The sequence below is a fragment of the Aeromonas sp. genome, assembly GCF_050633025.1.
In the GTDB taxonomy this organism is placed as follows: Bacteria; Pseudomonadota; Gammaproteobacteria; order Enterobacterales; family Aeromonadaceae; genus Aeromonas.
This window is the reverse complement of sequence record NZ_JBODRQ010000070.1, coordinates 1-19156: the sequence shown is the minus strand read 5'-3', so window position 1 is coordinate 19156 and position 19156 is coordinate 1. Positions and strand designations below refer to the sequence as shown.

Sequence of the window (19156 nt, the reverse complement as noted above, 5' to 3'; positions counted from 1 at the left end):
CCTTTTGAAAAAGTTACTTATTCGTGGGCGGTTACACAATTGGATTTACAGGCTCCCGCCTGACCTACGCCATACACCAGATTTGACAATAGCTCCACAAAATGCGAAGAACCTTTATTCATGGCCTGATGGCTTAACCTTTCCACTGACAACCGAGAGGTGCATTATGGAGTCTCTTTCCCAATCAGCACGTGCCCAACTGAGCCAACAGCTCGCAACACTGCAACACCAGCAGATGCCCGCCACCTTTACCCTTGACGCCAAGGGTAACAACGGTTTTTCACACACCTATAACGTCACCATTAGTCAGGGTGCGGATGCGCAGTATCACGCAGACGTCAGCCGCAACTATCTGTTCGGTAAAGGCTCTAGTGACGGCAAGACCTCCCGGGCGCTGGCCACCTACATCCAAAGCCAGCTGCCCCAACCACAGCGCCAACAACCCCTTGCGCCACCCAGTCTGCAGCAGGTTCAGCCCCTCCAACCCAACCCGCAGACGCAGCGGCAACAGACCTTTGACCAGATCTTTCCCCCTCTGCCACCCCGTAGTGACGATGAGGAGCGCGCGCTGCGAGATGCCCGCTACCAAAGAGACAAAAATCAGGCTGCCTTTTTGGCGATACAACCGGGCCCCCCAAACGCTAACCCTGACGACAAGGCCATATCCGATGCCGTCAACCGTCTCACATCAGGCTTCGTCAAGAGTGATTACCACAGGGAGGGGGCCAAACAACTGGGCATCCTCTTGGGCAACCTCTCCCGACAGGGATACGACATCAGCAACCACGCTCTGCAAGACGCCGTGTTTGGTGTACACGCGGCCTACCACAGTGCCGGTTATGACTCCATTAACACCGTTTATCAGGTACTACTGAAATAACGCGACTGTAGTGGTCAACTAAGGAAGGTGCGAACAAGTCCCTGATGTGAGATCATGAGCCCCACTTGGCATCAGGGATGAGGTTCAGCATAATGGTAAACGTCGCAAAACCCGTAAGGAGTTATTCCTGGCTCGTATGGAGGCGTTGCTCCCATGGGCAATGATGCTGGAGGTCATCGAGCCCGTCTATCCCAAGGCAGGTAATGGCCGTCGCCCCTACCCACTCGATACCATGCTGCGCATTCACTGCATGCAACAGTGGTATAGCCTTAGCGACGGCGCCATGGAGGATGCGCTCTACGAGATTACTTCGATGCGTCTGTTTGCCAAGCTCTCACTGGACCAGGCCATCCCCGACCGCACCACCATCGTGAACTTCCGCCATCTGCTCAATGGTACTTCGGCATGAAGGCCATATCGGTGTCGATGCCAAGAGTGACCTGACGCACAGTCTGGAGACTCTTGAGTGTGATTTTATTTATGTGAGTTCTGCGTGTTTCATAAATTACCGTCAAGACTTTCATGGCTTAAAACTACGGCGATGTTGGGCTTCGCTACGCTCAGCGCCAACCTACGCAATGCATGAATCACTGTGCAAAACCCACGCTACCGCCCGTGGATGACAGAGCAAGATCATGAACGCCAGATGAATGCACGTGAACAACTAGTGCGCCGTCAAAAGTTTATTTAATGTTCAATCATGGCAAGATCCAGTTCGCTGAATTTTATAACGACACGTGCTTGCTACGTTTTGCTCAAATTTCAAACACTCATGCGGACGCCCTGCCGTGGATGACGGCTTCCAACATGCTTCATTAACCAGCGAGGGCGGCAGCTCATCGCAGATGAATAGGCACCGGATGGATATGTTAAATCAATTGAATCTGGCCGTACCAGTCAAAACATTGCGTAACTATCAGAAAAATAGCTGTTTTTGCGCTGGATCAACAAATCGCTCTGACAGGAGACAGGCTGTCTATGCGCTTCGGGGTGATTGGACCTGACGATGGACGACCAGGGCCGTTGTGCACGGAATGGGCTTGGGGGCGTGGGAGGCATCACGAGGCGAGGAGTGTTGGCTGGAGAGGGTTCATTTGGCGCAAGATCTTGTTTTTTGTGGTCAAGAATTGAAATCGTTTTCAGAAATCCTTTTCAACTGTGATCCACTTCAAAGCTTTTTGAAGCGCCAACCTCTAGCATTGGCTCCACGAATTAGGGGCTAGCGCTCCCGATTTTCCCGCTGTGGGAGGTAACCGGATGATCCGGCTATTTCCTTCGTTACTTTCGACGGTCATCATGGATGGCCGTTTTTTTTTTGAGTTATTTCACGGTAAAGGGTCGAGCCGCTGGCGCTTTACCGTTAAAATTCCGCTTTTGCACTTGCCCGTGAGTCTTGATGTCTGCGTCCACCCTCTCTTCGGATAGTTATGCCCTGCTCGCCACCCTGCAATTGCAGCGCGTTGCCAGTACCCGTTTGCTGCAAGAACAACTGGCGATAGGCCATGCCCTGATCGATAAACTGACCCGACTGCAGGATGCGGGGCTGGTCAGATTGCGCGGGGAGCAGCAGTGGAGCCTGACCGCCGAGGGGATGCTGGCGTTGATCCTGGGGGTGCGTGCCGGTCTCTGCCCGGCGCCGGACTGGAGCCGGGTGCCCTCATTGACCGGGCAGGATCTCACCCATGCGGTGGTGCGCGAGCTCTGTCGCGGCAAAGCGGGGGAGATCCCGACCTATTTCTCGGCCAGCGATCTGCTGACCCTGCTCGATACCCCGGACGCTCACCAGTTGCTGGCGGGCTCCAGCCCCGCCTGGCAGCAAATGTTGCTGGAGCACTTCTCGCTGCAACTCTTGCTCGATGCCCCCTATGAAGAGCGCTGGCCGCTGGCCAATGCGCTGGTGCGCTGCGCCCCCGAGGTGCAGGCAAGGGCCAAAGCGTTCGAGGCGGAGTGGCGCTGGCTCTGCGGGGATGGCGAGAGCACATCGCCAACCGGCGAGGATAAGGATGCCGCCCCCGGCTGGCCAGCCCTGCAGGCGCTGGCCCAGCAGAGCCAGAGCGGCCCGCTTGGCGAGCGACTGCTCATCGCGCTGGGCCAGTGGCAGGAAACTGATGAGGGTGAAGCGGGCCAGTGGCCCCGTTCATTCAGCGCCCTGCTCTGGCTTGGCTGGTTGCAGCAGGCCGATCCCGTCATCGCCAGCGAACAGCGCAAGAAGTGGCAGCGCAGTCTGACCGGCCAGTTCCCCCTGCTTGCCGACTTGCTCAGCCAGTGGGCGGGCGATCGCCACGGTCAGGCGGTTGGCCTGTTTGATACCCTGCAGTTGCCGGTGGAGGAGCTCCACTGGGGCTATCTCTGGCTCGATCTCTGCGCGCTGGCTCGTCACGGTGCCCAGAGCCCGCAGGTGGCCATGTTGCATAAGTGGGATCTCTCCCATCTGCTCGATGCCGAGCCTCATCATCGCCTGATGGCATTTTGTCAGGATCTGCTGCGCATCTTGTTGGGCGAGGCAGCCAAAGGGGCACCCCTGTGCCAGCTGCGCGGCAGTGAGCAGAATGCGCAAGAGGGCAATGATGAGCAGGATGATGACGGGGATGAGGATAAAACCGCGGCCTCTGCCAGCTGGCTCAACTGGTTGCAGGGGTTGGGACGCTCCAGTGGTGTGCGCAAGCCGCAGGAGCGGCTGGTGTGGCTGCTCCATGCCGATGGCCCCGAGCTGGAGTGCAAGATCCAGAAGCTGAGTACCAAGGGGGAGTGGACCGCCGGTCGCCGGGTCGATCCGGCCCTGCTCTCTACCCAGTATACCGCCATGCTCGATGAGCACGACTGGGCACTGGCCCGTACCCTGCCACGGGTGATGGGGCGACTGCCGCGGGATGTCTGGGCGCCGCTGGCCGATCACCCCCGCTTGTTCAACGCCAAGGGGCAGAAGCTGCAACTGGCCATCAGTGCCCCCCTGCTGCAGGTGGTGGCCACCGAACAGGGGATGAGCGCGCAGCTCTGCCCCGATGCGGCCGCCCGCGGGGCCCATATCATGCCGCTGGCGCAGGACCTGTGGCAGCTGATCCTCACCCCGCAGCCGCTGCTCGACCGCTTGCCAGCGCTCGAATCCATACCGCTGTTGCCCGCCGAGGGGCTGGCCGAGCTGCAACGCACCCTAGACGCCATTCCCGAGCTGCCCTGGCATAGTCAGGTTGCGGGGCTTAGCGGCAACGCCGAACTGGCTCCCTGGCCGGGCATTCCTTCGGTGCAACTGGATTGGCAAGATGGTCAGCTGTCGGTCAAGCTGGTGACCCGCTTTGAGGATCTGCCGCCCCAGCCCCTTGGCAAGGGGGAGGCGATCGTGCGGCAGGGGATCAAGGCGTACCACTACTGGCAGCGGGATCTCGCGGCCGAGAAGGGGCAAGCCCAGTTGCTGCGCAATCAACTGCCCATCGGCCTGCCCGGCAGCGAGTGGCTACTGCAGGGGGAACAGGCGCTGGCGCTGGTCAATGCCCTGCCCGAGCTGGTGGATGCCGGCGTGGTCATTCACTGGCATCAGGACAGCGCCCGCCTCAAGAGCCTTGATGAAGCGGCTCTGAGCCTGCGCATCGAGCGGCGGCAGGACTGGTTCCAGGTCGAAGGGGCACTGGCGCTTGATGAGCACCAGATCCTCGATCTGCGCCTTATTCTGCGCCAGATGACCCCGGGGCAGCGCACCGTTCAGCTCGACGAGAAGACCAGCCTGATGCTGAGCGACAAGCTGGTGGAGCGACTCACCATGCTGGGGGCCATGCTCGATGAAGAGCAGCGCATCAACAACAAGCTGGCCTATCCCCTGACTCGCCTGCTCTCTGTCATTACCACCGAAGGGGATGCGGCGTGGCAATCCCTGCAGCAGGAGTGGCAGCAGGAGGTCGAGTGCCCGGACGAGCTGCTCACCTCCCTGCGGGACTATCAGAAAGAGGGGGTGCGCTGGATGGCGACCCTGGCCCATCACGGTTTTGGTGCCTGTCTGGCCGATGACATGGGTCTTGGCAAGACGCTGCAGGCGCTTATCGTGCTGCGGATGCGCCAGCACCTTGGCCCTGCGCTGGTGGTGGTACCCAAGTCAGTGGTCACCAACTGGCAGGAGGAGGTGACCCGTTTCGCCCCCGAGCTGGATGTGGTGGTGTTCGAGAACCCGGCCGAGCGGGAGGGGCTCATTCGCGAGGCCAAGGCCGGTCAGGTGATCCTCATCAACTACGGCATGCTCGGCAGCCTGGCACAGGCGCTCAAGTCCCGCCGATGGTCCAGCATGGTGCTCGATGAGGCCCAGCAGATCAAAAACGCAGGTACCCAGCGTGCCAAGCTGCTGTTCCAGCTCGACGGCGATTTTCGCCTCGCCCTCTCCGGCACCCCCATCGAAAACCATCTGGGCGAGTTGTGGAGCCTATTCACCTTTATCAACCCGGGGCTGCTCGGCAGCCTTGGCGAGTTCAAGCGCCGCTTTGGCAAGGCGGTCAAGGATCCCCAGCACATGGCGCTGCTGCGGGCGGTGATCAGCCCCTTCATCCTGCGTCGTCTCAAGCAGCAGGTGCTGACCGAGCTGCCGGACAAGACCGAGATCATCCACCACATCAGCCTCTCCCCCGAGGAGCGTCAGCTCTACGAGGCGACCCGGCGGGAAGTGGTGCAGCAGGTGCAAAGTGCCGATGGGCGCGCCCTGATGCATGTGCTGAGTGGCCTGACCCGACTGCGCCGGCTCTGCTGCTCGCCGGAGCTGGTGATGCCCGAGTGGTCGCAGACCAGCAGCAAGCTGGATGAGGCGATGGCCCTACTGGAAGAGGCGATCGACGGTGGTCATCGGGTGCTGGTGTTCAGCCAGTTCGTCGATCTGCTGAGCCTGCTGCGGGCACGCATCGAGCAGAAGTCCTGGGATTACTGCTATCTGGATGGGGGCTGCTCGACCAAGGTGCGACAGGACTCCATCCTGCGTTTTCGTCATGAGGAGGTGCCGCTGTTTCTTATCAGCCTCAAGGCGGGGGGCACAGGCCTCAACCTGACCCAGGCAGATACCGTGCTGCACCTCGATCCCTGGTGGAACCCGGCGGTGGAAGATCAGGCGAGCGATCGGGCCCACCGCATGGGCCAGACCCAGCCGGTGACCGTCTATCGGCTGGTGTGCGAGCAGACGGTGGAGGAGAAGATTGTCGCCCTGCACGATGAGAAGCGGGCGCTGGCCGATGGCCTGCTGAGCGGCCAGTCCGAGGTGCGCGGGCTGGATGTGGAGAGCCTGCGGGCCCTGCTGATGGGCTGATTGGCGACGCCGCCTTTCATACCGCCTATCGATACAGAAAAGGGAGAACATCCAGAGATGTTCTCCCTTTTCTCGTTTGGGACGCAGATGCGGAATACTCGTTTATCGCGGCAAGGCAGCCCGGTTATCCCTGATCCAGTTATCCCTGATCCAGTCACCCCTGATAGAGATAGAGGTGCAGCCGCTCGATGATGGGCTCGCCGCCAATCTTGCGATCCCGCCGCGCCTGTCGGCTCTTGGGGGGATAGTTGCCCAGATGGGTGACCGCAGGCGGGGTATCCGAGCAGAGCAGCAGAGGCAGGCTCGCCTTGATCTGCTGCTTGCGCGGGATGCGCTCCAGCCAGAGCAGGTTGATCATCGGGTGGGTCTTGACCGGGCGGCGGATCCGCAGCTCGGCATCGGCCGGCAGGCGGCGAATGTCGTACACCTCCTGATCCACCATCTTGCTCCACTCCTCGTTGTTGGAGAGGGCCGGTATGTAGCGGCGGCTGCGCTCCAGCATCTCAAGCACCTGTTCGCGACTGAGGCGATTGATGGTCTGCTTGTCGGCCCAGGTAAAGCCGAGGGATTGCAGCTCCCCCGCCAACAGGGTCAGTTTGCGGTAGACCTGCAGGGTGATCACCCCGGGCAGGGCGGTATGTACCAGCTCGAACTTCTCGTCCCGCCCCCCCGCCTGCTGTACCAGCCCCTTGAAATCGAGCTTGTGCTGGTTGATTTGGTCGATCAGCGGTTGCAGCAAGGGGGCAGCGGCGGCAGGAAAGCGCAACCAGCCGGGCAGCCGGTGAGTCGCCTTGGTGGAGCAGCCGGGGCGGGCGCTGTGGTCCCGATAGGCGGCGAGGGTGGCCGCCAGCGCGGCTTCACCGTTGAGATAGCCCACCTCAATTTGCTCGATCGGGTCGTGCTCTTCCCCCTGTGGCACCGGGGGGAGGGGATAGACATGGGCCTCTTGCAGCTCGAGTTGGCCGAGCAGGGTGGCCAGCTGATCCAGAGAGGCTTCAATGGCCTCCATCTGTTGACGCAGGGCGGCGGTAGGGGTAAAGGTATCCATCGATGATCCTGTGGTCTGACCCGCTGTTGACAACATCAGGTATGAAATCGCTGCGGGTAGCAAAACTACTGTATAAATAAACATACCAGCATGCGGTTAGAGTGCCAAGAGGCACTTTGAGGAGGGGGCAATGTGCGCCTCTGAATGGGGATGCGGTGCTGGTTTTATTTATGTTTCATTGTGTTAAATAAAGATCGCGGCAAGATCATTAAATTAACAATTTCGTGTAACTCCGCTGTTGCCAGCTGTTCACACCTTGTCCGTCCCTGCATATGTAAAGCAGTAAAATGCATATATAGATGGGTGCCATGCAGCACAATATGCTGTGCGACTCTGCTGGCCAATAGTGAAGATTATTAATTGTTTAAAATCAATTGCTTAAATTTATATTCTGCTGTTTTGATGCATTAGATTTGCTCATGTGATGTATCAAAATTCGTCAATTGAGTTGGCCCTGTACCCTGACTAAGCTTTGCGCATCAAATAAAGCCCAGTGCGTAAACAAAAATTCAGAGGAGCCACATCATGGCCAACATGACTTATACCGAAACCGGTTACCAGCATTCCAGCCAATTGAATCTGGTTGCTCGCGTTAAAATGACCGTTCTGACCTGGCTGGAGCGCAGCCGCAGCCGTCGCCAGCTCTCCGAGCTGCCCGAGTACCTGCTCAAAGACATCGGCTTGAACGAAGCCGACCGTTATCAAGAGACCACCAAGCCGTTCTGGCGTGGTTAATCAACCGGGCATGGATGCCTTGTTTATCTGCTGATACTTGTATGCTGACTGCCGGGTGACATCAGGTCACCCCGTCAACCCTGCTGTTATTTGCCCCGTTATTGCCCTCGCTTCCCCGCCTTCATATCCCTTTGTTGCTCCGCCCATTGCTGCCGTTTTACCTTGCCGCTGTTTGTATCGTTAATGTTTGAATTTGTTTAAAAATTGGTTTTAAGCCGCAACGCCTTGCGTATAATCCGGCCATAGTATTCCAGCGCAAGAGGGTGAGACGGATGATTCCCCAGCACGATTTTTTGGCCATGACCCGCAGCCACGAGTGGCAGCTCGATCCCTTTGATTTTGCGCTGCCGGATGGCACGCGGGTCAGCGTCTGGGATACGGGCGTGCTCTGTCTGGAGCCTGCCAGCGGCGCGGGCGGCCAGCCGGGAGGGCGCAAGGATATCGTCCTCTCTTGCGGTATCCACGGCAACGAGACCGCCCCCATCGAGATCTGCAACCAGCTGCTGAGCCGTCTGCTCTCAGGCGAGCTGAGCGCCCGCCATCGGGTGCTGTTCCTGTTTGGCAATCCGGCGGCGATGAACCTCGGGCTGCGGGAGGTGGAGGAGAACATGAACCGGCTCTTCTCCGGCGCCCACAGCAAGGGGGAGGGACTCTGCAATCGGGAGCGGATCCGTGCCATGCGTCTCGAGCAGTATGTGAGCCGCTTCTTTGCCGATCCGGCCCGCCCCCGCTACCACTACGACCTGCACACCGCCATTCGCGGCTCGCGCCACGAGAAGTTTGCCGTCTACCCTTTCCCCCACGAGCGGCCCCACTGCCGCGAGCAGGTGCAGTTCCTCGGTGCCTGCGGGGTGCGCACCATACTGCTCTCCGCCAGCCCGACCACCACCTTCAGCTACTACAGTTCGCGCCAGCACGGCGCCCACGCCTTCACGGTAGAGCTGGGCAAGGTGCGGCCATTTGGCGAGAACGACATGACCCGCTTTATCGAAACCCGGCAGGCGCTGCAGGAGCTGGTGACCCATGACGAGGTGGCGCTGGAGCCGTGGCGGGCGGATGATTTCACCCTGTTTGCCATTGATCGGGTGATCACCAAGAAATCAGAGCAATTTCGCTTTCTGTTTGCCAGCGATGTGGACAACTTCACCGAATTCCCGCAAGGGTTCGTGCTGGCCGAGGATGGCGAGTTGCGCTACACCGTCGAGCAGCCCCGCGAGGCGGTGGTCTTCCCCAATGCCAACGTGGCGATTGGCCAGCGCACCGTGTTGCTGGTGGTACCGACAAGGCTCTGGGAATAACGCGTTGCCGCAGAAATAAAAAAACGGGGCCAGTCAGATGACTGGCCCCGTTTTGTATCGGGTTCAAGCGGTGAGGCTTAGCTGTTGTTCTTCACAAACAGGGTCAGCTCCTGACCGGGCTTGAGGTAATCCCCTTTATCCAGCTGGTTCCAGCGCATCACATCGTTGATGGCGACCTGGAAGCGCGCCGCGATGGAGGAGATGGAGTCACCACGGCGAACCTGATAGACCATCGACTTGTCGCTCTTCTTCCCTTGCTTGGGATAGACCACCAGCTTCATGCCCGGCTTGAGCGCCGACTTGGCATTCAGACCGTTCCACTTGGCCAGTTCGTCATGCGTCACGCCATGGGCCTGGCTGATGCTCCACAGGTTGTCACCCGAGCGAACCTTGTAGCTGACCTTGGCCTTCTGGCTGCCACGGCTGGCCAGCTGCTGCGGCTTGCTGGCGGTACTTGCCTTGCTGCTGACCTGACCATGAGTCGGGATCACCAACTGCTGACCGCGACGCAGGCTGTTGCCACGCAGATTGTTGGCCAGTTTCAGCTCGCTCACGCTGACGCCGTGATTCTGGGCGATGCGTGACAGGGTGTCGCCACTGGTGACCTGATAGGAGCGGGTACGGATACGCTCGCTCTTGGGCAGATCGGCCAGTGCCAGCTCCAGGGTATCGGCATATTCAACCGGTACCAGCAGGCGGTAAGGGCCACGGGGCGACATCACACCACGGCTCAGGGCAGGATTGACCTCCTTGAGCTGTGAGGTGCGCAGACCCGCCAGCTGGGCGGCCACGTTCAGATCGATCTGGCTGCCGGTTTCCACCACCCGCAGCTTCGGCTCGTTGGCGAGCACCGGCAGCTGGACGTTGTACTGGTCGGCATTGCTGATCATGTCAGCCATGGCGAGGATCTTCGGCACGTACATCCGGGTTTCGCGCGGCAGATCGAGCGACCAGTAGTCAGTCGGTTTGCCGGCACGCTGGTTACGCTGGATGGCGTTGCGCACCCGGCCTTCACCGGCATTGTAGGCGGCCAGCGTTTGCAGCCAGTCGCCATCAAAGAAACGGTTCAGGTACTCCAGATAGTCGAGCGCCGCATTGGTGGAGGCCAGCACATCGCGCCGTCCGTCATACCAGTTGTCGTGGCGCAGACCGAAGCTCTTGCCGGTGGCGGGCACAAACTGCCACAAACCGACGGCATTACTGCGGGATCGGGCATGAGGATCAAACATGCTCTCGATCATCGGGACAGTAATAAGCTCCATTGGCAGCTCACGCCGTTCAATCTCCGCTACCATCAGATAGAGGTAGGGTTCAGCCCGGCTGGCAATGGTCGCCAGATGCTTATCATTGCGCAACAGCCACTCACGTTGTTGGCGGATGCGCGCATTGTCCGGAGTTTCCAGTTGCATATCATCGCTGATACGCACCCACAGATTGTCCGTATCTTCCATTTCGTCCAGCTGTTCATCGCCAAACAGAAATCGTGAAGAGTGCTTTTTATGCGCTTTTTTGTTGACCTGGGGGGACTTGATCGGCTCGATTGCCGTTAGCGCCCGGTCATCCTGATGGCTCAGGTTTTGGCAGCCGCTGAGCAACAGCGCTGCCAATAAGGCCGTTCGTACCTTCATCTCGTTCCGGTCATTTTTAGGAAAAACAGCCCGCATCATAAGGGGCAATGGCCCCCTGATCAAGGTTTGTTCAAAAAACGTCCTTCCACTGGCGCAGGATGGTGAAGGTATCTACCGGATTTTCCACGCATTTTAGTCCGTGATTTTCAGCAGAAAATTTCACTGAATCCTGCTCGCAGCGCAGAAAAATGTTGAAAGTGCGTTCATCCCCCAACCGGGTTGGCAGGCTTGGCAGCCCTTGTTGCCGCAGTTTGCTGATCAGCCCGATCTGGCGGCGGATCGCCGGGTTGTCCGGCTCGACCGCATAGGCAAAACGCAGGTTTGACAGGGTGTATTCGTGGGCACAATAAATGAGGGTGTCGTCGGGCAGGGCGGCGAGCCGTTGCAGCGAGTGATACATCTGCTCCGGCGTCCCTTCAAAGAGGCGACCACAACCGGCCGAGAAGAGGGTATCACCGCAAAAGAGCATGCCGTTGCTATGGTAGGCGATATGGCCGCGGGTATGGCCGGGCACATGGATCACCTCGAGGGCGAGGCCGTGCCAGTTGATCTGATCGCCATCTTCCAGCCACTGCCCGTGGTGATCCGGCATCGGGTCAAGTTTGGGGCCATAGAGCCGGGCGTGTGGGAAGTGGGCAAGCAGGTCGGTGACGCCCCCCACATGGTCGTGATGGTGATGGGTCAGCAGGATGGCATCGAGCACCAGCCCCAATGCCTCGAGCCGCTCCAGCACGGGGGCTGCATCGCCCGGATCGACCACCAGACAGTGATTTTCGTGGCGGATCAACCAGATGTAGTTGTCATTAAAGGCTGGAACTGTGATCACTGGATACATGAGTCTGCTTCTCTTTAGGGAGGGTATCTTATATAACAGGATGGCGTTCGAAACCCCGAGTTGAGCCCTATTATGCAGGTGGCACGTACCGAACAACAAATCGAGATCCCGACCAGCTGGTCTGCATTGCCTATGGGGGACTGGGTGGCGGCCGAGATCCAGGAGCGGCTCGACAACTGGTGCCCCAATCTGTTTGGCTATCATCTGCTGAAAATTGGCGCCCTGAGCGCCGAACTCTCCTGCAAACGCTCCTCTATTCGTCACCAGATTGGGGTTGCTCCCGGCGGGCGATTGCTCGACATGTATGGCGATCCCCTCGATCTGCCGGTGCGGACCGGCAGCGTCGATGCCTGCCTGCTGGCTCACTGCCTCGATTTCTCTGCCGATCCTCATCAGGTGTTGCGCGAAGCCGAAAGGGTGCTGACCGACGATGGCTGGCTGATCATCAGTGGCTACAACCCCATGAGTCTGGTCGGGATCGGTCACTGTGTGCCGTTCTTGCGGCGCAGAATGCCTTGGTCAGCACGGATGTTCACCCCCGGGCGGGTGACGGACTGGCTGCATCTGCTGGGATGCGAGGTGATGTTCGATGAGCGTTTTGGCTACTCGTTTATGGGGAAACAGAGCTGGCACAGCTGGTGGCGGGAGAGTATCGGGCGGGATTATTGCAGGGCGTTTGCATCGGTATACGTGATTGCGGCCCGTAAACGGCGTTTTCCGCTCATCCCGGTGCGGCGGCGCTGGCAGCTGCCAAAATCCCTCGCCACACCGGGTATGGCCCGTCAGGGCTGGTAGCCGGTATCCTCGGCCAGATCCTTGCCGCAGGCGGCCTCTCTGGCCAGCTCGTCGCAGCGTTCGTTCTCCGGGTGGCCGGAGTGACCCTTCACCCAGAGCCACTCAATCTGGTGGCGACCCACTTCCGCATCCAGCTCCTTCCAGAGATCGACGTTTTTGACCGGTTGCCGGTTGGCGGTCATCCACCCTTTCTTCTTCCAGCCGATGATCCACTGGGTGATCCCCTGGCGGACATACTGGCTGTCGGTAGTGAGGCGCACCTTGCACGGTTCGTTGAGGGTGCGCAGCCCCATGATGGCGGCCATCAGCTCCATCCGGTTATTGGTGGTCAACTTGAATCCGGCGGAAATCTCTTTGCGGTGCTTGCCGTAGACCATCACGGCTCCGTAACCACCCGGGCCCGGATTGCCGAGGCAGGAGCCGTCGGTATAGACATCAATCTGTTTTAACATGAGCAATCAATCTGTTTTAACATGAGGCTTGGGGTAAACTAGCGAGTAAGTAAAGCCGAAGTTTGACATAGATTGGATCATGAACACACCCCAACTGAATCGCCAGATCATTCTGGATACTGAAACCACAGGTATGAATACGGCGGGCGGCCCTGTCTATCTGGGGCACCGCATTATCGAAATCGGCTGTGTGGAGGTGATCAACCGCAAGCTGACCGGTAACCACTATCACGTCTATATCAAGCCTGATCGTCTGGTCGACCCGGAAGCGATCCAGGTGCACGGCATTACGGACGAGTTCCTGCGTGACAAACCATCGTTTAGCCAGATTGCCGACGAGTTCCTCGAGTTTATCCGCGGTGCCGAACTGATTGCCCACAACGCGCCGTTTGACGTGAGCTTCATGGACTACGAGTTCAGCAAGCTTGGACTCAACTTCAAGACGGCGGATATCTGCACCATCACAGATACCCTGGCGATGGCGCGGGATCTCTTCCCCGGCAAGCGCAACAACCTCGACGTGCTGTGCGATCGTTACGGTATCGACAACTCTCACCGTACCCTGCACGGGGCTTTGCTCGATGCGGAGATCCTGGCGGACGTCTACCTGCTGATGACAGGCGGCCAGACCAAACTCAATCTGGCCACCGAGAGCAATGAAAGCGAAAGCAATCAGGACACCAGCATTCGCCGGTTGGAGAGCAACCGACCCGCCCTCAAGGTGGTGCGTGCCAGTGCCGAGGTTCAGGCCCTGCACGAAGCGAGACTGGATCTTGTACAGAAGAAAGGAGGAAGTTGTCTGTGGCGGCAATGAGCAAGTGGTGTGCCGGTCTGCTGCTGTTGCTCTCGCTGGGGGCGACGGCGACCGAGGTATTTGCCCCTTCCGATATTCCGCTGCTGGATAACCGCTTTCGCATCGATTACGGCGTGAAGGAGATCACCTTCATCATCAAGCGCAAGCCGGGTACCCCGTCCGTGATCCTGGTTCGCCCCGATGGCAGCAAGCTTTATGTGGGCAAGGTCAAACCCACAGATGTGGGTTGGCTGGCACTGCCGGAGCATGATCTCATTACCCTGCGCAATCCCATGCCGGGCCCCTGGCAGGCGATTGGCGAGGTGGATCCCGACAACCGGGTGCGCATTCTCTCCGATATCCGGCTCGATATCGCCGCCCTGCCGATGCAGCTCTATCAGGGGGAGGTGGTCAAGCTCAAGGCGTGGTTGTTGATCAATGGCCAGCCGCCGAAAGATAAATACTATCTCTCTGACCTTGGCATGACCGTCAAGCTGCAATCGTTCAGCGATGCCGATAAGAAAGAGGTCGTGCTGGATCAAGTACTTGGCCATTATCGCGATGATGGCAAGGAGCTCGACGAAGTGCCGGGCGATGGCATCATGACGGCGGAAGTGACGCTGCAGGATATTCCCGGTGGCAAGTACCGCGCCATGTTCAGCACGGGCAATCAGGTGTTTGTCCGTGCCCGTTATCAGGATGTGCTGCTTTACCCCTATCCGTTCAGCTATAACCTGGCGCCGCCTTCGGAGGAGCTGGGTGCCAAGCTCTCACTGCTAATCGACCGTGATGAGCTGGATCCCGCTTCCGTGGTGGTCAAGGGGAGTGTGACCAGCAATGTGGGCGGCCTCTACGAGTTCAGCGAGACCGCCAGCGGCCCCAAGCTTGATATCGATCTCTCCAACATCAAGGAGGTCGGTCAGCATGAGGTGAAAGCAACCCTCTATGGCACCACTCGCCTCGGTCGTGAGCTGAAAATCGAGTTGCCGGTGAAAACCTTCAATGTCTTCCCGCCACCATCGCCTCCTGTAGAGGCATTGTCGGCAGCAGTACCGGCATCCAGTGCCGATGCGACCCATGAAGCCCCGGTAGAGGAGGAAATGGGCTGGCTGATCTGGGTATTGGCAGGTGGTGGTGTGCTGCTGGCGGTATTGGGTGGTGTCGGTTATGTGGTGATACAAAAACGGCGTGCCCTGAAGCGTGCTCTGGCCGCTGCGCAGGCCGAGAATCAGCAAGCCGGACAACCTGCAGTCAAACTGGACCTCAATCTGCCGGAGCAGTAACCCCCGTACTCCTCGTTCGGAAGTGGCGTGATGCCAGAAATAAAAAACCGCCCTGATATGCAGGGCGGTTTTTTGAGTTCATAAACAGAACAAGCTTGCTATCAGTGTTCGCCGATATAGACATCCTTGTTCTGCTCGCGGATCTCGAGGAATTTGTCCAGATTGGCCATCATCAGCTCGACCAGCTGGGGGTCGAAATGCTGCCCCTTCTCCTCTTCAATCAGGGCCAGCACCTTGTCCAGCGGCCACGCCTTCTTGTAGCAGCGATCCGAACCCAGGGCATCGAACACATCGGCCAGCGCCACAATTCGTCCCTCCAGCGGAATATCAGCCCCTTTCAGGCCGCGAGGATAGCCACTGCCATTCCATTTTTCATGGTGATTACCAGCGATGGTGGCGCCAATCTGGAACAGGGCCAGATCGCTGCCGGAGAGCATATCCTGCCCTAGCTGGGCGTGGGTTTTCATGATCTCCCACTCTTCCGGTGTCAGCTTGCCGGGTTTGTGCAAGATGGCATCGGGGATGCCGACCTTGCCAATGTCGTGCAGCGGCGAGGCGCGTTTCACCAGTTCGCTCCGGTCTTCGCTCATGCCCATCAGTTGGCAAAACTGTTCAGTATAGAGTGCGACCCGTTTGACATGCAGCCCAGACTCTTTGGAGCGGGTTTCGACCAGTTCGCCGATGCGATAGATGATCTCCCGCTGGTTGTCTGCGATTACCTCGTTGAGCCGGATATTCTCCAGCGCCACTATGATGTTTTCGGTAAACAGCGTTAGTAGACCTGTGTCGATCTGGTTCAACTGGCGGGGCGTCTCGATGTGGAACAGCAGGTGGTGGCGTGGATTCTGGCAGTAGAGCACTATCTGGGTGGTGCTATAGACGTTGCTGTGCCTGCTCATGGCCTGGCGCAGGATCTCCGGCGCTTCCGTGAGGAGCATGGCGGGATGGCCGGGGAGCAGCGGCTCCAATACTTGATCCCTCACCTCATAGGCATATTGCTTGACATCATATATCTGGGTTTCACCCAGATGGAGCAGGGCGCTGAGCTGCTCCTGGGCGTCTTCGACAAACTGGCGTAAGGCCCGTCTCTCAAAGATCCCCTTGGATGCTTCGATGACTTTTTCCAGCCCCTGGCGGTTGCTTTCCAGAGTGCGGATATCCCGATAAGAGCGCAGGCTGGCCCGCAACAGGGTTCGCAGTTTCTGGGAGGTGAGCTCGGTTTTATCCTTGTAGTCGTTGATGTCGTAGTTGGTGACGACGTCATCTTCCGGCGCTTGGCCGGGTTGGCCGGTACGCAGCACGATCCGTACCATCTTGTTTTGCAGGTCATCGCGAACGTATTTGACGACATCGAGGCCAGCGTGGTCAGCCTCCATCACTACATCCAGCAGCAGCAAGGCAATGTCCGGGGTGGTGGCCAGCAACTCTTTGGCCTGTTCTGCGGAATAGGCATGCAGAAAATCGATGGGGCGATTGTCAAACTCGAATTTGTTCAAGGTGATTTTGGTGATGCGATGCACCTCAGGCTCATCGTCAACAATCATCACCTTCCAGCCCGCTTGCTGTGCGTCGGTGAGTGAGAGATCGTCATCATCAATAATCAGGATCTGGTCATCCATCATACAATCCTGTTTGGCATCCTGTGCTTACATTAACTGCTTCACTAAGGATAGGAAACTTATTGGGAAATAAAATTTGATCTCGAAAAACTGTGGACGAAATAAGCAATTGGAACCGTTGTGATCATTATGTTGTCTGGCGGTTTTCTTTGCCCAACCATGGCGCAGGCGTGCATAACCTCCGTTGCTGTGTTTGGGGGCTGCAGTGGAGGCCTGAAGTTTGAATCTGGATCCGTGATGGGGTGCGCAACGTGGAGCAGGGGTTTATTGAAAGTACGGTAGCATCGGTTATATATCTGCACACATGAAATCATTTGAGTCTCGATAGGTGAGGGGAGCTGTAATATTCCGAGGCTCTGCCAGTGCAATGGGGGATGCTTGGGATTGGGCAGATAGCCATTCCCAGGCACTCAGTAGCGAATAGCAGAAGGCAGGCACTGAGCAGGCAACCAGTCGCGCCCTGTGGCAACTGGCGGCGGCTTAAACGGGGTTATCAAACTCAGTGATTCCGGTGCCACCAAGTTTGATAAACTACCGGGCCGGTAGCTTTTCATTTTCCCCGTAACTCTTTTTCATTTTCGGCGGCGGGCTACACTGTCTTGGCAGTTTTCACCTTAGTGTCGGTTAGCCGGTTTGTCCCGGTCTCGCGCGTCTTCTTGTCTATGTTGCCTCTTAGTACGACCGAATTTAGTACCACAGCCCTTGTGGTACTAATAATGGTACTAAATGAGCTGGCTTCTGGCGACTTCCTCGGACTTTTACGGACAACAAAAAACCCGCAAAGCCTTACGCTATGCGGGTTTCTGTACTTCTTCGTTCCCGGCCGGAACATTATTTGCTGGGGGAATCTGAACTATAATTGTAAATGATTGTTTTTGTTGGATTGTGTGATTTGGTTTTTGGTTATGGTGTTACCAATGGTGTTACTACTGCCGAAAGTCACCCCCTGCTTTTGGTGTTTGAGCCACTGGCACCACCATTCCAGCACAACAGAAGGCAGGTTCAAATTCCTTGTCGGATGCTGGTTCAAATCCCTATGCTTCACCATCTCATTTCTCCCTGTGAACAATTCACCAATCTGCGCAATTTTGCGCACTTAGGAATGCGCAAATTGCGCAGTTTCCTACTCGCCCCAATCCCCCGCAATCCCTTGCACAGACAGGGATGCCAGCTAATAAGTAACAGTTTTTGCGCAGCCCGCAGTTGTTATTCGTTTTTGGATGAATTGCGCAATTTGCGCAGAATGGAGATCAGCAAGATGCCATCCAGATGAGAGGGGGCCCTTGGTCGGCTGGGTTTGTAGCTGGTTCAGCTACGTTGTAGCCATTGTGGTTCCCCGGTTGGATGAGGGTAGAGCTTAGAAGCGTGAATGCCCGTTTTCATCTGGCTCGTATGCCGGTTTAACTGCGGAGTTTGCGGCCAGTAGTGGCGAGGGGTGTGGCGGTTTACTGCCGATTTGGGCGCGGAGTTACTGTCATGGTTACCCGGACACTGTCCGGGAAACCGTGACTCGGTGGCTATCTGGTTAATCGGCTTGAATCTCAGCCAATTGGTGCGCTCTAACCAGGAAGATTTGCGGCCAGTGGTCGCGCGGGAAATCCAATGTTGGAGTTGTCGAAGCTGTGAATGGGGTGAAACCTTCCCCAATTCGGGGAGGCTGGATGCTCACAACCTGAGTATTCTGCCCTTGGTCAGGATCTCCGTGCGCTCGTCCTGTTCCCGATAGGGATCTTCCCATGGCTTCACGTAGATGACTTGATACGCATCCCCCACTTCCTCCTTAAGCAGCCTGGCCAGATACAGGCCGCGCTCATGGAAGGCAGGCCAGTCCCAGCCGTTGGGATCAACGCAATCCCCTTCAAACCTTGTGCGGTCAAAGGCTATGGCCCAGTAGGAGAACTGCCGCCACAGCTCCTCAGACATGAGGCAACTCTCGTGCCAGTGCGTCCCATCGCATAAGTTGCCACCAACCCCACACATAACTGACGGGTCTCTGTTGATCCACAAAAACGGCGCATTCCCGTAGTCAGGCATGACTGTCAGGATCGGCACAGCGGTCTGTTGGCTGGTCATGTTCTGTTTCTCCTACGAAGGTGTCTCACCCTCTGCTTCACTGGGTATCAGGTGGGAGAGATCCATCGTCTCGAGCGCTTTCATGTTCGCCTCGTGCCGGCGCCGCATATCCTGCCGCAGTGACTCGATCTCTTCCGGTGTGAGGTGCCTGGGTGTAAATGGTGGCGTCTTTGGTTTAGCCATAATGTGCTCTTATCCACTGGCGTAACCGTGTCCAGGCCGTAGCGGCCCAACACTTCATGACATAACGTGGCGAGGCGATCCGCTTTCGCTCCAGCGCCGCCAATCGAGCGCTCTCCCGCGCGGCCTGCTCCTCTTCCATCTCGGCTAACCTCTCCGCCTGCCTCCTGTCCAGCTCGGCCTGTACCTCCTCGCTCATCAATATGCGATCGTGAGGCCAAGGTAGCGGCAGATACCCCTGCGCGTAGGTTGTCAGCCTCTCGAA

The 19156-nt window shown here is 57.9% G+C and carries 14 protein-coding genes and 1 pseudogene; 8 read left to right on the top strand and 7 right to left on the bottom strand.

Annotated elements, in window-relative coordinates; all coding sequences use genetic code 11:
- Positions 1-166: 166 nt before the first annotated feature.
- The 3 genes and pseudogenes from ACRAUW_RS10925 to ACRAUW_RS10915 all read left to right on the top strand — a co-directional run bounded on the left by ACRAUW_RS10925 (position 167) and on the right by ACRAUW_RS10915 (position 6152).
- Positions 167-880 carry a hypothetical protein gene (locus tag ACRAUW_RS10925; RefSeq protein ID WP_431362297.1) on the top strand — a complete coding sequence of 238 codons (714 nt, stop codon included), beginning with the start codon at positions 167-169 and terminating at the stop codon, positions 878-880.
- A gap of 70 nt (positions 881-950) precedes the next feature.
- Positions 951-1271: pseudogene (locus ACRAUW_RS10920) on the top strand (transposase); the annotation flags it as partial.
- 1005 nt (positions 1272-2276) lie between these two features.
- Entirely contained in the window at positions 2277-6152 is a 3876-nt protein-coding gene (locus ACRAUW_RS10915; RefSeq protein ID WP_431362296.1) for an SNF2-related protein, read from the top strand.
- A 154-nt stretch (positions 6153-6306) separates the two neighbouring features.
- Here the strand turns inward: ACRAUW_RS10915 and ACRAUW_RS10910 are convergent, their stop codons facing one another.
- Positions 6307-7200 carry a DNA replication terminus site-binding protein gene (locus ACRAUW_RS10910; protein ID WP_431362295.1) on the bottom strand — a complete coding sequence of 298 codons (894 nt, stop codon included), beginning with the start codon at positions 7198-7200 and terminating at the stop codon, positions 6307-6309.
- Positions 7201-7725: 525 nt separating this feature from the next.
- On the opposite strand from ACRAUW_RS10910, the gene ACRAUW_RS10905 reads away from it, so the two are divergent.
- Both ACRAUW_RS10905 and astE read left to right on the top strand, forming a co-directional pair.
- A complete protein-coding gene (locus tag ACRAUW_RS10905) occupies positions 7726-7935 on the top strand; it encodes a DUF1127 domain-containing protein (RefSeq protein ID WP_005337823.1) in 210 nt (69 codons plus the stop codon).
- A gap of 272 nt (positions 7936-8207) precedes the next feature.
- On the top strand, positions 8208-9233 hold the full coding sequence (gene astE / locus ACRAUW_RS10900; RefSeq protein WP_431362294.1) for a succinylglutamate desuccinylase: 1026 nt from the start codon (positions 8208-8210) through the stop codon (positions 9231-9233).
- A 77-nt stretch (positions 9234-9310) separates the two neighbouring features.
- Here astE and ACRAUW_RS10895 read toward each other — a convergent pair whose 3' ends face one another.
- Together ACRAUW_RS10895 and gloB are read right to left on the bottom strand one after the other, a co-directional pair.
- Positions 9311-10861 (bottom strand): LysM peptidoglycan-binding domain-containing protein, encoded by a 1551-nt coding sequence (locus tag ACRAUW_RS10895; protein WP_431362293.1) that lies wholly within the window; start codon positions 10859-10861, stop codon positions 9311-9313.
- A gap of 70 nt (positions 10862-10931) precedes the next feature.
- On the bottom strand, positions 10932-11696 hold the full coding sequence (gene gloB / locus ACRAUW_RS10890; RefSeq protein WP_431362292.1) for a hydroxyacylglutathione hydrolase: 765 nt from the start codon (positions 11694-11696) through the stop codon (positions 10932-10934).
- Positions 11697-11768: 72 nt separating this feature from the next.
- Here gloB and ACRAUW_RS10885 point away from each other — a divergent pair, with 72 nt between their 5' ends.
- Positions 11769-12491: a methyltransferase domain-containing protein gene (locus ACRAUW_RS10885; RefSeq protein WP_033138893.1), complete on the top strand. Its 723-nt coding sequence runs from the start codon at positions 11769-11771 to the stop codon at positions 12489-12491.
- Here the strand turns inward: ACRAUW_RS10885 and rnhA are convergent.
- Positions 12479-12943 (bottom strand): ribonuclease HI, encoded by a 465-nt coding sequence (gene rnhA / locus ACRAUW_RS10880; RefSeq protein WP_005353268.1) that lies wholly within the window; start codon positions 12941-12943, stop codon positions 12479-12481. The two genes, ACRAUW_RS10885 and rnhA, sit on opposite strands and share 13 nt — an antisense overlap.
- A 79-nt stretch (positions 12944-13022) precedes the next feature.
- On the opposite strand from rnhA, the gene dnaQ reads away from it, so the two are divergent.
- Together dnaQ and ACRAUW_RS10870 are read left to right on the top strand one after the other, a co-directional pair.
- Positions 13023-13757: a DNA polymerase III subunit epsilon gene (dnaQ, locus tag ACRAUW_RS10875; RefSeq protein WP_431362291.1), complete on the top strand. Its 735-nt coding sequence runs from the start codon at positions 13023-13025 to the stop codon at positions 13755-13757.
- Positions 13754-15019: a TIGR03503 family protein gene (locus tag ACRAUW_RS10870; protein WP_431362290.1), complete on the top strand. Its 1266-nt coding sequence runs from the start codon at positions 13754-13756 to the stop codon at positions 15017-15019. The genes dnaQ and ACRAUW_RS10870 overlap by 4 nt, the downstream gene beginning before the upstream one ends.
- 101 nt (positions 15020-15120) lie before the next feature.
- On the opposite strand, the gene ACRAUW_RS10865 is transcribed toward ACRAUW_RS10870, so the two are convergent.
- The 3 genes from ACRAUW_RS10865 to ACRAUW_RS10855 all read right to left on the bottom strand — a co-directional run.
- On the bottom strand, positions 15121-16638 hold the full coding sequence (locus ACRAUW_RS10865) for an HD domain-containing phosphohydrolase (protein ID WP_431362298.1): 1518 nt from the start codon (positions 16636-16638) through the stop codon (positions 15121-15123).
- A 1665-nt stretch (positions 16639-18303) separates the two neighbouring features.
- On the bottom strand, positions 18304-18711 hold the full coding sequence (locus tag ACRAUW_RS10860; protein WP_236319976.1) for a hypothetical protein: 408 nt from the start codon (positions 18709-18711) through the stop codon (positions 18304-18306).
- A gap of 175 nt (positions 18712-18886) precedes the next feature.
- Positions 18887-19156, bottom strand: a 270-nt coding sequence (locus ACRAUW_RS10855; RefSeq protein WP_431362289.1) for a hypothetical protein, incomplete at its 5' end; no start/stop codon positions are given.